At 38.0% G+C, this 12,954-nt stretch carries 8 protein-coding genes and 4 pseudogenes; 11 read left to right on the plus strand and 1 reads right to left on the minus strand.

All coding sequences use genetic code 11. From position 1 onward, the window contains the following. Positions 1–83: 83 nt before the first annotated feature. The 6 genes and pseudogenes from AC3ISB_RS09890 (at position 84) to gloA2 (ending at position 5,636) form a co-directional block, all read left to right on the plus strand. Positions 84–1,223, plus strand: a complete 1,140-nt coding sequence (locus AC3ISB_RS09890; protein WP_480338785.1) for an ABC transporter ATP-binding protein — start codon at positions 84–86, stop codon at positions 1,221–1,223. A 484-nt stretch (positions 1,224–1,707) separates the two neighbouring features. Beyond that, complete coding sequence (locus AC3ISB_RS09895) at positions 1,708–2,706, plus strand: ROK family glucokinase (protein WP_148356828.1); 999 nt, start codon at positions 1,708–1,710, stop codon at positions 2,704–2,706. A gap of 141 nt (positions 2,707–2,847) precedes the next feature. Beyond that, positions 2,848–3,030 carry a hypothetical protein gene (locus AC3ISB_RS09900; RefSeq protein ID WP_133345271.1) on the plus strand — a complete coding sequence of 61 codons (183 nt, stop codon included), beginning with the start codon at positions 2,848–2,850 and terminating at the stop codon, positions 3,028–3,030. Continuing rightward, positions 3,008–3,133: pseudogene (locus AC3ISB_RS09905) on the plus strand (recombinase family protein); the annotation flags it as partial. The gene AC3ISB_RS09900 and the pseudogene AC3ISB_RS09905, both read left to right, overlap by 23 nt. Positions 3,134–3,413: 280 nt before the next feature. After that, complete coding sequence (locus AC3ISB_RS09910; protein ID WP_489276253.1) at positions 3,414–4,826, plus strand: DHA2 family efflux MFS transporter permease subunit; 1,413 nt, start codon at positions 3,414–3,416, stop codon at positions 4,824–4,826. 423 nt (positions 4,827–5,249) lie between these two features. Continuing rightward, positions 5,250–5,636: an SMU1112c/YaeR family gloxylase I-like metalloprotein gene (gloA2, locus tag AC3ISB_RS09915; RefSeq protein WP_489276254.1), complete on the plus strand. Its 387-nt coding sequence runs from the start codon at positions 5,250–5,252 to the stop codon at positions 5,634–5,636. A gap of 245 nt (positions 5,637–5,881) precedes the next feature. Here gloA2 and AC3ISB_RS09920 read toward each other — a convergent pair whose 3' ends face one another. Beyond that, positions 5,882–7,099, minus strand: coding sequence for a cytochrome P450 (locus tag AC3ISB_RS09920; protein WP_489276255.1), 1,218 nt, complete (start codon positions 7,097–7,099; stop codon positions 5,882–5,884). A 390-nt stretch (positions 7,100–7,489) separates the two neighbouring features. Between AC3ISB_RS09920 and AC3ISB_RS09925 the strand changes: the two are divergent. The 5 genes and pseudogenes from AC3ISB_RS09925 to AC3ISB_RS09945 form a co-directional block, all read left to right on the plus strand. Continuing rightward, positions 7,490–7,710, plus strand: a pseudogene (locus AC3ISB_RS09925) (VCBS repeat-containing protein); the annotation flags it as partial. A gap of 688 nt (positions 7,711–8,398) precedes the next feature. Further along, positions 8,399–9,394 carry a LacI family DNA-binding transcriptional regulator gene (locus AC3ISB_RS09930; RefSeq protein ID WP_144552856.1) on the plus strand — a complete coding sequence of 332 codons (996 nt, stop codon included), beginning with the start codon at positions 8,399–8,401 and terminating at the stop codon, positions 9,392–9,394. Positions 9,395–9,585: 191 nt separating this feature from the next. After that, positions 9,586–10,878 carry a histidinol dehydrogenase gene (gene hisD / locus AC3ISB_RS09935; protein WP_098372867.1) on the plus strand — a complete coding sequence of 431 codons (1,293 nt, stop codon included), beginning with the start codon at positions 9,586–9,588 and terminating at the stop codon, positions 10,876–10,878. Positions 10,879–11,208: 330 nt separating this feature from the next. After that, a pseudogene (locus AC3ISB_RS09940) lies at positions 11,209–11,866 on the plus strand (GntP family permease); the annotation flags it as partial. 80 nt (positions 11,867–11,946) lie between these two features. Then, positions 11,947–12,645, plus strand: a pseudogene (locus AC3ISB_RS09945) (GntP family permease); the annotation flags it as partial. Positions 12,646–12,954 lie beyond the last annotated feature (309 nt).

Genomic DNA, 12,954 nt, shown 5'->3' on the forward strand with positions numbered 1-12,954 from the left:
TCACAATATTTTTTCAAAATCAAATTATCATAAAATTCTAGTCTATTACAAATTAAAAAATCTGATTCAAGAAGGAGAAAACAATGGCCGAGTTAAGTTTAAATCATATTTATAAAATCTACGATAAAAACGTAACAGCAGTGAAAGATTTTAACCTTCAGATTGAAGATAAAGAATTTATTGTCTTTGTTGGTCCATCTGGTTGTGGTAAGTCAACTACTCTTCGCATGATTGCAGGACTTGAAGAGATTTCAAAAGGCGATTTTTTTATCGATGGTAAACGTGTCAACGACGTGGCACCAAAAGACCGAGATATTGCAATGGTCTTCCAAAACTATGCTTTATATCCCCATATGAGCGTCTATGACAATATGGCATTCGGTCTGAAATTACGTAAATTCGCGAAAGAGGAAATTGATCGTCGTGTACAAGAGGCTGCCCATATCCTTGGTCTAGAGCAATACTTACAGCGTAAACCAAAGGCCCTTTCGGGTGGGCAACGTCAACGTGTTGCTTTAGGTCGTGCAATCGTTCGTGATGCAAAAGTATTTTTAATGGATGAACCTTTGTCCAATTTGGATGCAAAACTGCGTGTCCAAATGCGTTCTGAAATTGCTAAACTACATCAACGCTTACAAACCACCACAATTTATGTAACGCATGATCAAACAGAAGCGATGACCATGGCAACTCGTCTTGTTGTTATGAAAGATGGAATTGTACAACAAGTGGGTGCACCAAAAGAAGTATATGACGAACCTGCAAATGTATTTGTTGGCGGGTTCATTGGTTCTCCTGCGATGAACTTCTTTACTGGTACCTTAAAAGAGGGTATCTTCCATATCGGACCGATACGTATTGAGGTGCCAGAGGGAAAAATGAAAGGATTACGTGAGCAAGGATATATAGGTGAACAAATAATTTTAGGTGTACGTCCAGAAGATTTTCATGATGAGCTGATTTTCGTTGATGCCTCACCGAATACAACAATAAATATTAAAGTGGAAGTGGCAGAATTAATGGGTGCTGAAATAATGGTTTATTCACAAATTAATGATCAGAACTTTGTTTCGCGCGTGGATGCTCGTACAGAAGTGAAAGCAGGTCAACAAATGAAATTAGCTATAGACATGAACAAGGTACACTTCTTTGATAGTAAAACGGAGACTCGTATTCCACTTCCTATGAAAACACATAAAAGAAGAGAAGCTGGTGTCTTATAACAGATGTATGAACTACGAGAAATAAGTTTTTTAATTTCAATTAAAAATATAGATAAATTAGTAAGGGTAGAGTGAGGATTAATGGTGGAAAAAAATTGACGTACTTCTTCGTCATGGACTCCAATCTCGATCTGGTGCTGAAATTTGTAGGAAAAGCATCATCTTTTAACAGTGACATTAATATTGTGAAAAAGGAAAAAAGGTAGTTGAGAAAAGTAATATCGGGGGAATGGCCCTGACAGTAAGACATGGCAAAGGAGTTTAAATTTACTGCAGATGGAGACGATGAACAAAGGGCTATCGTAGCTCTAGAAAAATTTCTATTGAACAAGGAAAGATAGGAGTTAAACTTCTTAATTACTATATAAAAAAGTAAAGCTGTATAGTCGATAGCTAGTACAAGATTAACGAATTTAATCTTAACTTGCCGTAAGGTGAAGGCATACAGTTCCTTGCCAACTTGAATGAAAAAGGGTGAGTATTGATGGATGAAAAATGGTTAGTGGGTGCAGATATAGGCGGTACAACTATTAAAATGGCATTTATCAATCAAAATGGTGAGATTATATATAAATGGGAAATTCCTACCAATATAAATGAAAAAGGGAAAAATATTCCTAAGGAGATGGCTAAATCAATAGATCAAACATTAAGTGAGTTGGGGCAAGAAAAACAGAAGTTAATTGGTATTGGGGTTGGAGCACCCGGTCCTGTTAACTTGGGGAATGGTTCTATTGATGTCGCAGTTAACTTAGGGTGGAATAACTTTCCTTTGAAGGATCTTCTTGAAATGGGAACATCTTTGCCAGTCATAGTTGATAATGACGCAAATGCAGCAGCCATTGGGGAGATGTGGAAAGGTGCTGGACAAGGGTCAAAAGATTTATTATGTATCACCTTGGGAACGGGCGTTGGTGGTGGAATTATTTCCAATGGGCAAATTGTACATGGAATAAATGGGGCAGGTGGCGAAATAGGGCATATTACCTCTCTCGTAGAGGATGGGGCACCTTGTAATTGTGGGAAAACGGGATGTATTGAAACCATAGCATCTGCCACAGGTATTGTTCGTTTAGCGATTGAAGAATTATCTTTTACCGAGACACCAAGTAGACTGAGGGATTTTTACAATGAACATCAAATATTATCATCTGAGCTAGTATTTGAAGTAGCGAATGAGGGTGATGAATTAGCTAATAGAGTGATTGGGAAAGTTACCCTTTATTTAGGATTAGCATTAGCTCATCTTGCGAATGGTTTAAATCCTGAGAAAATTATCATTGGTGGAGGAGTTTCCAAAGCAGGGGATGCACTGTTAGTACCTTTAAAAGAGCAATTTACTCGTTTTGCTTTTCCAAGAGTATTGCAAGGAGTGGAGTTAGCCAATGCCACGTTAGGAAATGATGCAGGAATTATGGGAGGCGCTTGGTTGGTGAAAAAAAGATTACTAAACAGGAATGGAAATACACCTTTATATTTGTGATAGCACAATGAAAAGGTATAAGAATCAGAAAATAATAAATAATAATTTTATTTTTTACTATTTAAAGAGCATCGGTATTTTCAAAGTGCTCTTTTTTAATTTCAGCACAAAACTTATATTCTACAAGGGGATACAATGTAAATGACGAAATGGGTAGGGAAGACTAAAGATAAGAACACTTTGGCCATTCATCAAGCCACTAACGAAAAACAAGGTAACCTACTTTATAAAATGACATTATCCTTAGTTGACAATATTTATACAAGAAGAAACCGAGAAACGAAAAATTACTTGAAAGATGAGATCATATATAACCAAGGATAAAATAGTCTTGGTCCTACGAATGTATGACAGTAAGGAATACTCCATTAAAGGAATTATTTCACAGGTTTTTTTATACAGAGCTATTCAGAAACGGACCCTATAAACAACATAAGGAGCATACACTTTGCTCCTGTGTTCCCCATCATCTCTCTACTTATCTGCTACTTTGCGGTCTGTGACAGCAACCCTATGACTAGGCCAATAGAAAGTACATCAATTGCAGCCTGTTCTTCAAAGGAAATCCCCTTTTATTTGTAGGGAAAGTAAGTATTTAATGCCGACTTTATTGCTTATATTTTTAACAGCAAATAACTGGATATCTGATGTGAATTCGTGTAATCTACAAAAGTATGTTTTTTCCAAATCGTAAAGGGGGACCATAATTGAGTTCAACAAATAGTAAACAAACAACAATTGTTGCCCTTTTGCTTGCGGGTACATTTATTGCGATCTTGAATCAAACATTAATGATTACCGCGATTCCTCCTGTTATGGAGGAAATGAATATTACGGCAAATAGTGCACAGTGGCTAACTACTGTTTTTATGCTGGTTAATGGGATCATGATCCCTGTTAGCGCGTTTTTACTGGAGCGCTTTACCACCAGACAGCTTTTCCTTTCAGCCATGGGGATTTTTGCTACTGGTACATTGGTAGCGGGGCTAGCTCCTAATTTTGGAATGCTGCTGCTAGGAAGGATGATTCAGTCGAGCGGAGCCGGAATTATGCTACCGTTAATGCAAACAGTCTTCCTAATGATTTTCCCTGTTCATAAACGGGGTGCAGCTATGGGATTGGTCGGTCTGGTCATTTCCTTCGCGCCGGCTATTGGGCCCGCTTTGTCGGGCTGGGTTACGGAGACCTACTCATGGAGGGTGTTATTCTTTATCATTCTTCCAATTGCTATTATTGATATCATAGTTGCTTTCTTCGCTTTAAAAAATGTAACAGAAGTTACACGGCCAAAAGTGGATGTGCTTTCGATTGTTTTATCTTCCGTAGGTTTCGGTGGATTATTGTATGGATTTACAGCTGCAGGTAATTATGGCTGGACAGACGAGAGTACCATCATATCCCTAGGTATTGGAACAATTTCACTTGTTTGGTTTATCAAAAGGCAATTGCGATTGAAGCATCCAATGCTGGAGTTCCGTGTGTTCACGTATTCATTATTCCCGATTGCTATTATTATTGGAGCCATTACCTTTATGGGTCTGATTGGTGCCGAAACGCTCATCCCGCTATTTATGCAAAACATGCGAGGATTTACTGCGTTTGAAGCTGGATTAGCGATACTCCCTGGAGCACTTATTACCGGAATAATGTCCCCGTTCATTGGACGTATTTTTGACCGGATTGGGGCCAGGTGGTTGGTTATTGGCGGATTACTCCTCATAACCGCTTCCTCCTTTACTTTTATGGATGTTGGTCCTTCAACAAGTTTTACATTTATAATGGTAATGTACAGTATTCGGATGTTCGGATTAGCCATGGTTATGATGCCTGTTTCAACGGCCGCCTTAAACCAGCTACCTAAACGGTTAATCGCCCATGGTGCAGCAATGGATAATACGATGAAAATGATTGCAGCATCTGTAGGTACTGCAATACTTGTTACTGTGATGACATCAGCTACCGAAAATGCTCAGCAGCGTCCCGAGATAGTCCATCCTGATATGTATGGCGCGCAAATCTCATTTATTGTCATCGCTGTACTTTCGTTAATTAGCTTCCTCATTTCTTTTAAAATAAAGGATCAAAAATCAGCAGGAAAAGAGTTCGGAGAGAAGAATTAAATATTTGAATCCGATTTTTTAAGCTAAATATCCTTTTTCTCGCCGCCAGGCTACTCACCTTATTGAACTCTCTCAGTTTAAAACGTTTTTCTAGTAAAAACCCGCTTATTCGCAGGGGTTCATTTTGAATGTATGTTAACGGATATATGAAGTAACTTAGGGACATTAAGGCATCGTGAAATAAAAGAACAATGGAATTTTACCATGTTATGAACATTTTCCAACGCCGCCCCTGGAGGCTTTCCCTCCCATGTCCTATCATTCCTTCGGTAACTCATGAAATAAAAAAAGATACTGAATCAGCACCAGTTTCAAAGATTGAAGAAATGAAAATAAAAGGAACTGAAATCTAATTTTTTATTAATGGATAACTTTGGTAAAATTAGATTATAAAAATAACCAATCATCTTAGGGAGGAAGCAAATGAAGGTGAAAAAAATACATCATGTAGCTATAATTTGTTCCGATTATGAAAAATCAAAAAACTTCTATGTAAACATTTTAGGCTGTGATATTAAGCAGGAAACATATCGGGAAGAAAGGAAGTCCTATAAATTAGATTTAATGGTCGGAGGGGAATATCAGCTTGAATTGTTCTCCTTTCCTGATAGCCCCCACCGTCCAAGTTATCCAGAAGCAAGAGGGCTTAGACATCTTGCTTTTGAAGTGGAAGATATTCATCAAGCTATTGAAGATTTAGAAAAAGAAAACATTCCAGTCGAACCTATCCGTGTTGATGAGTTAACAGGAAAAAGGTTTACTTTTTTTTGTGATCCGGATGATTTGCCTCTTGAAATATATGAAAAGTAACAATTACCAGAAGGGTTATGTATATTTCGATATAAGAAAAGACTTTCATCAAGGTGCCCTAAAACCAAAATAGTATTTTAAAACGAAAATGGCAATCATTTTGTGATTTCCATTTTCGTTTCTGTATTTTTTAGGTCATAAAATCCGAATTATATATTTAGTTTTTATCAACCTAGTGCAGTATAATTTCTAATAACTGGAATAAATGTAGGGTGTTCGTTTATATTCTTAGGCAGCATGGCTCATTATCTTGTGAATTTTAAAGGAAGACTTTTCACTCCAAAAACGAACGGACTTGGAATCGCCTCCAGCTCAGTCCCTTTTACACCTTCCAATTTTGCAAATGTACTTAATAGTGTCACGAGAGCTACTTCTGCTTCTAGACGTGCAAGCGGGGCACCTAAACAAAAATGAATACCAAACCCGAAACTCAAATGAGGATTTAATTTCCTTTCTAACGTAAACCGATTAGGTTCTGCAAACTTTTGTTCATCCCGGTTTGCCGAAGCGACCCAGCAAATTACTTGTTCCCCCTTTTGGATTGTTTTGCCCCCAACTTTGACATGTTCCTTTGTAACACGGCCAATTGCCTGTATTGGAGGATAAAAACGTAGTGTTTCTTCTACCAATTTTGGTATTAAAGGTAGATTTGTCCTAGCTTGTTCTTGAATGTTTTTATCTTCTGTCATATAGCGTACGGCATTTGTAATTAAATTAGTTGTTGTTTCATTGCCCGCAACTAATAATAAAACACAGAAAGATAGTACCTCTTCTTCTGTTAATTTTTCCCCATCAATTTTTGCTGCTAATAATAGCGAAATTAAATCTTCTTCAGGATTAATTTTTCTCTCTAAAATTATTTTTTTGAAATATTCTTTAAGAAACCCACTTCCTTCCTTACGTTTTTGTGCCATTCTTTGGAAGGCTTCAATTGAACCATCTTTGGCGCCTGCCACGAGAACATCAGAATAGGTTTTAAAAAGATCCCGATCCTTAGCAGGGACCCCCAATAATTCGGCAATTATAATGACAGGCAACGGACCAGCAAGATTATGAACGAGATCCATAGTCCCCTTCTCATTAACTTGATCGAGAAGGTAAAGTGTCACCTCTTCGATTTTATTTTTTAAATCCTTCACTGCTTTAGGAGTGAATGCCTTGTTCACTAAGTTTCTCATTTTTGTGTGTCTAGGAGGGTCCATTGTCAAAATGCTTCCTTGAAGAGTTCCAGACCCTCGTTCCGATGAAAACAGTTTTGGATTTTTTAGAATATAATGAACGTCTTCATATCGAAACACATCCCAGCAGCTTCGAGCCTCGTCGTACCTTACAGGAGTTTTTTGTCGTAAACTATTAAAGATTGGAAAAGGAAATAATTGATCTGCGTTCGAAGCAATTTCGCTCATGGGGATGAGATTAGCATACTGCTCCACTGCGCTTGTTGATTTACGTTCTTGTGTCATGGTTTCATCTCTCCTTTTATTGTGCCTAATATTCATACAGAAAATAGTCATGAACCGGTTCATTAACTAAGATAACAAACTCGTAATTTGGTTTCAATTGACATAAATTGAGATATTTTTCAATAAGAAGAAAGTAATAACTCGGAAAATTTGATTCACCATATATTGAAAAACTCTTTTGAGTTTCATAGCTTCTCGTTTAAGGTCATGCCGGTACCCCAAGTCATGCCAGCAGTGTAATACTTAGCTTTTTATATTTATATTTCAAAAAAACTCTCAAGCTATCCACAAAATTCCTGCATATAATTCTATATTGATAATAAAGAAGCAGTTGGGATGAAAATTGGATACGTATGATATCAGAAAAGTGATTCATTGCTATACAAGTATGGTGTTTTGAAGGCACCGATAGCAGGATGGGTCAATCCTTTATCTGCTTTATATCCGGTAGATTTTAATAGGGACGGGATATATGAGCTCGAAGCATATCAGAGGATAGCCGGAAGGTACAATGCCGATTCACTCGGAGTTGTACAGACCGTATTGAAATGGAACGGCAAGCGTTTGGTCCAGACCGTCAGAATGTGGCTATCTTTGGAAGGGATATAGCATTTAGGAAAGGAATGTTCATGAAGAAGGTAACGGGCGAAACCTTCGCCCAAAAGTTACCGAAAGCGTGAAATGTATTAAGGGGAATTATATTAATAAAAAGTAATCTAAAATATAGCGGAAAAATGGATAGGGGGCATAGTGGATTAGGTCTTCCAATATTGATTTATCACATATTTCATGCAGAAATTGTAACGGGAGATCATCTAACAAACCATTATACCTATATTTACTGCAGTCTTATCCACTATTATTTTTAGTCTGCCACTGAAGTTTTTACCAGAAGCAATAGGTGGGTTTCTGCAAAGGGTGTGTCAATCTAGGGATGCTGGCTACAGTTAAGGGAAATATCATAACTATCGGACAGAAAGGAAGTCCTATAAATTGGATTTAATGGTGGGGGGGGAGCCGGATGTGCGGCTCTTTGTTTTTGGGGTATTGTGAAAAAGCCTATTGAGGAGAGAATAAGTTTCAGATGATAAGCTGTAGCTTGGGCAGCTGGTCCAACCTAAGGTAAATGATCATTACTTGCTCATAAGATATTGAACAAGACATCCAGATTACTCCCCCTTTTAATCTCATGACTATACTTATAATAATTTGTGGTAATTGGCGCTGTTAGTGGTAAAGTTATATAATAAAAGAATGATGATAAAACTCATAATCCACGTATATTTGGAGGGAAGATTCTTGAAGAAAAAATCGGTCAATGCGATGGAGGTTGCGAAATTAGCTAATGTTTCCCAGTCAACGGTTTCGCGTGTGTTTACTCCAGGATCGAATGTGTCTGAAAAGACCAAGAGAAAAGTGAAGGAAGCCGCATCAACTTTAGGTTATCGGCCGAATGCCTTTGCCAGGGGATTGATTATGAACAAATCAAACATGATTGGACTGGCCATGAAAGATATCCAAAATCCGTTTTACCATGAAGTTTTAGGGAAATTTTCTAAGGGGCTTCGCGAAAAGGGATATCATGTATTGTTTGTTTATACCGAAAATGATGAGATTCAACAAGAGGAGATTGCCCAATTTCTTGAATACAATGTAGAAGGTGTTATTGTAACGGATGCCTTTTTGTCCTCCAATGTGGTTTCCCATCTCCATGAAAACAACATACCTGTTATTTTATTTAACCGATACAGTAAAGACATTCCGTGTCACTCCGTAAGCTGTGATAATTATACGGCTGGTAGGCGGATTGGTGAATACCTGCTTGAACAAGGGTACAGCAAATTAGCCTTCATTACGGGTAGGAAAAATACATCGACCAGTCAAGATCGGCAAAGAGGATTTTGTGAGTTTTTAAAGTCAAAAGGGATTGATCCGGTCATTGAAGAAGGGGACTATACGTATGATGGGGCCTATGAAGCCGCATTAAAGTTATTGACACGAGAAAATCGGCCTGAGGTCATTTTCGGAGCAAATGATATAACCGCTTTAGGCGCAATAGACGCAGCAAAAACGTTAAATTTATCCATTCCTGAGGATATTGCCATTGTTGGATTTGATAACATTCAAATGGCTTCATGGCCGTCTTATTCGCTCACTACATGGGAACAGCCTGTCGATGAAATGATTGAATTAACCATCAATACTCTATTAATCGAAATGAACCAAAAGGGTTCCAATTCCAAACCAACTCTAGTATCAGGGAGATTGATCGAAAGAAATACAACAAAATCTTAAACTTTTAAAAAAACTTGACAGATGAAAGCGATTTATTTATTCTATGTTTAGAAGATTTCATAAATTCTTAATTTTCCCCATTCAAATGCATACGTATGCATTTCTGAATGGGGCGACAATTAACTGAAAAATGCATACGTATGCATTTTGAAAGTTTTAATCATAGGTTTTCAAAAACAAGGAGGATTTATATGGCAACTTATTTAAAGCAAGGTAAAGCACAGGAAGAAATTGCACAGAATGACGCACAAGTATCCGATACGGTACGTCAAACGATACTAAAAATTGAGCAAGAAGGCGACGCGGCAGTTAGAGAATTATCTGAAAAATTCGATAAGTGGTCACCAGAAAGTTTCCGGCTAACTGATGAGCAAATTGGAGAAATCATTAGCCAGGTTCCTGATCAGACCATTGAAGACATAAAGTTTGCGCAAAGTAATGTGAAGCGATTTGCAGAAGAGCAAAGGAAGTCCATGATTGATATCGAGGTAGAAACACTTCCTGGTGTAATCCTTGGTCATAAAAATATTCCGGTCAATAGTGTTGGCTGCTATATTCCTGGTGGACGATATCCAATGGTAGCATCTGCCCATATGAGTGTATTAACGGCTAAAGTAGCTGGAGTCAAACGAGTAATTGCATGCACACCTCCTATAGGTGGGGAAATCCCAGCAGCAACTGTAGCTGCAATGCATATGGCGGGAGCCGATGAGATTTACATACTCGGTGGCATTCAAGCAATGGCTGCAATGGCTGTCGGAACTGATACGATAAAATCCGTTGATATGATCGTCGGGCCAGGTAATGCATTCGTTGCTGAAGCAAAACGACAACTATACGGACGTGTGGGAATCGATCTTTTCGCCGGCCCTACAGAAACACTAGTCGTAGCTGATGAAACGGCTGATGCAGAAATGATTGCTACGGATATTCTAGGGCAGGGGGAGCACGGTCCGACTTCGCCTGGGGCATTGATTACTACTTCTCGTAAACTAGCAGAAGAAACTGTTGTTGAAATTGAGCGACAATTGGGAGTTCTTAAGACAGCAGACGTGGCCCGTGTTTCTTGGGAGGATTATGGCGTTATCATCCTGGTTGATACCATAGATGAAGCAGTACTTGAAGCAAACCGATTAGCATTTGAACATGTTGAAATTCTTACGGAAAATCCGGACTACTTCCTTGAAAATATGACTAATTACGGCTGCCTATTCCTGGGACCTGAAACAAACGTTGCATATGGAGATAAAGTCATTGGCACAAACCATACATTGCCAACAAAAGGTGCTGCACGATATACCGGTGGTTTATGGGTCGGTAAATTCTTGAAGACTGTTACCTATCAAAAAGTAGCGGAAGAAGCCAGTGCCATGATTGGGGAATATGCTGCGCGCCTTTGCCAATTGGAGAATTTTGCTGGACATGCTGAACAAGCACTTCTTCGTGTACGTCGTTATGGAAAAGTACCGGTTAATAACAAGTAAAAAAGGATAGATAAATTAACTAGTGAAAGAGGATACATAAGCTTTTTATGCATCCTCTCTTTTCAAAAAATGCACGCTCATTATTTTTGAATTTGACTTTACTGAAAGTGCAGCTAATGGGGTAAGGCGCACGCAAGACAATTTAAAATTTTACAAAATGCAGTAAACGCTTACAAAACAAACAATTTTATTAACAAACAAGTAAAAGGAATTTCTGAGTGATTCAATTTACAACTAACGAAGCTTTCACAATTCAATTTTGTGGTTTGAATATCCTACTGAAAAAGAAGGAAAACGCATCTAGGTTTTAAGCGATATAGGGGGGAAATAATGGATTTATTCATCATAATACTTGCTTTAGGGCTATTAATGTTTATTGCTTACCGTGGTTTTTCTGTCATTCTTTTTGCACCACTTTGTGCGTTACTTGCTGTCATTCTAACAGAGCCCAGCTATGTTTTGCCGTTCTTTTCTAATATTTTTATGGAGAAGATGGTTGGATTTATTAAAAACTACTTTCCTGTCTTTTTGTTAGGAGCCGTTTTTGGAAAGTTAGTCGAAATGTCTGGAATTGCTGAGTCTATCGCCAAGACGATTGTGAAACTAGTCGGCAAAAAAAGAGCAATTTTAGCAGTTGTACTAATGTGTGCCATATTAACTTACAGTGGAGTGAGTTTGTTCGTCGTTGCATTTGCAGTTTATCCATTTGCTGCTAATCTTTTCCGAGAAGCCAATATTCCTAAACGGCTTATTCCAGGGACGATTGCTTTAGGAGCATTATCTTTTACAATGGATGCGCTGCCGGGAACACCGCAAATCCAAAATGTAATTCCTACTTCTTATTTTAAGACAGATATATATGCAGCACCGATATTAGGAATTATTGGTTCGATTTTCGTTTTATCTATGGGTATGATTTACTTGGAAAGACGTCGTAAAAAAGCTCAAGAGGCGGGTGAAGGGTATTTAAGATTTAATGGAGATGGAGGAGAAACGGCAGTTGCTGCAGAAACGGTCAATCCATTACCGGTTCCTTTAGCTGTTAATACAAGTCCAGTACGACAAATATTTGCATTTATACCGCTAGTTTTAGTGGGTGTGGCGAATAAATTTTTTACTATTTCTATTCCGAAATGGTATCCAGAGGGATTTGACTTTTCAAAGATAGGATTAGATTTGTTTGGGAAAGTAGATCTTGCGACAGTAACAGGTATTTGGTCTGTCGAACTAGCTCTAGTTTTAGGTATTATTGCAACAGTTGCTTACGATTGGGGCCGTGTTACAACAGGGTTTCAACAGGGCATTAATGCCAGTATTGGTGGAGCGTTACTAGCAGCTATGAATACTGCTTCTGAATATGGATTTGGTGGAGTCATCGCTTCATTACCTGGATTCGCAACTGTACGTGATGGTATTTCACACACTTTTACGAATCCACTTGTAAATGGGGCCGTTACAACAAACGTTTTATCTGGTATTACTGGTTCTTCGTCTGGTGGAATGGGAATTGCACTTAGTGCGATGGGAGATAAGTATATACAAGCTATTAATCAATATAATATTCCTCCCGAAGTAATGCACCGTGTCATAGCGATGGCATCAGGCGGGATGGATTCGTTACCTCATAACGGCGCTGTTATTACCTTACTTGCGGTTACAGGCTTAACACACAAACAATCATATGGAGACATCTTTGTGATTACAATTTTTAAGACACTAGCAGCATTTGTAATTATTCTAGTCTACAGCTTAACTGGATTAGTCTAATAATAAAAAGGGATTAGAAGATCATGATAAATTGTACTTAAAGCAACGATACTTTACTTCAATACCAGGAGCTGATTAGCAGCTCTTTTTTGTATGAAAACAAATAAGCACTCCATATTCTAATTTTTGAAGGACGTAAATGTACTATGTCGTTATTTTATCTGGTTACGAAAAGAGTTAATTGTATCTTAAGAGTTAAAGGACACTCATGATTTTAAAAGAGTGTTTTTTTGTGCTGTAACCTACTGAATTATCTAAATTTTCCGAAATTGTATTTGACCTTAATGTAACAGCTGATTTAGAATTGAT

This window comes from Peribacillus sp. GL_122 (genome assembly GCF_057835005.1).

Bases quoted from the DNA above. Each gene is read 5' to 3' on its own strand.
- AC3ISB_RS09890 (WP_480338785.1), top strand. From the start codon at position 84: ATGGCCGAGTTAAGTTTAAATCATATTTATAAAATCTACGATAAAAAC.
- AC3ISB_RS09895 (WP_148356828.1), top strand. From the start codon at position 1,708: ATGGATGAAAAATGGTTAGTGGGTGCAGATATAGGCGGTACAACTATT.
- AC3ISB_RS09900 (WP_133345271.1), top strand. From the start codon at position 2,848: ATGACGAAATGGGTAGGGAAGACTAAAGATAAGAACACTTTGGCCATT.
- gloA2 (WP_489276254.1), top strand. From the start codon at position 5,250: ATGAAGGTGAAAAAAATACATCATGTAGCTATAATTTGTTCCGATTAT.
- AC3ISB_RS09920 (WP_489276255.1), bottom strand. From the start codon at position 7,099: ATGACACAAGAACGTAAATCAACAAGCGCAGTGGAGCAGTATGCTAAT.
- hisD (WP_098372867.1), top strand. From the start codon at position 9,586: ATGGCAACTTATTTAAAGCAAGGTAAAGCACAGGAAGAAATTGCACAG.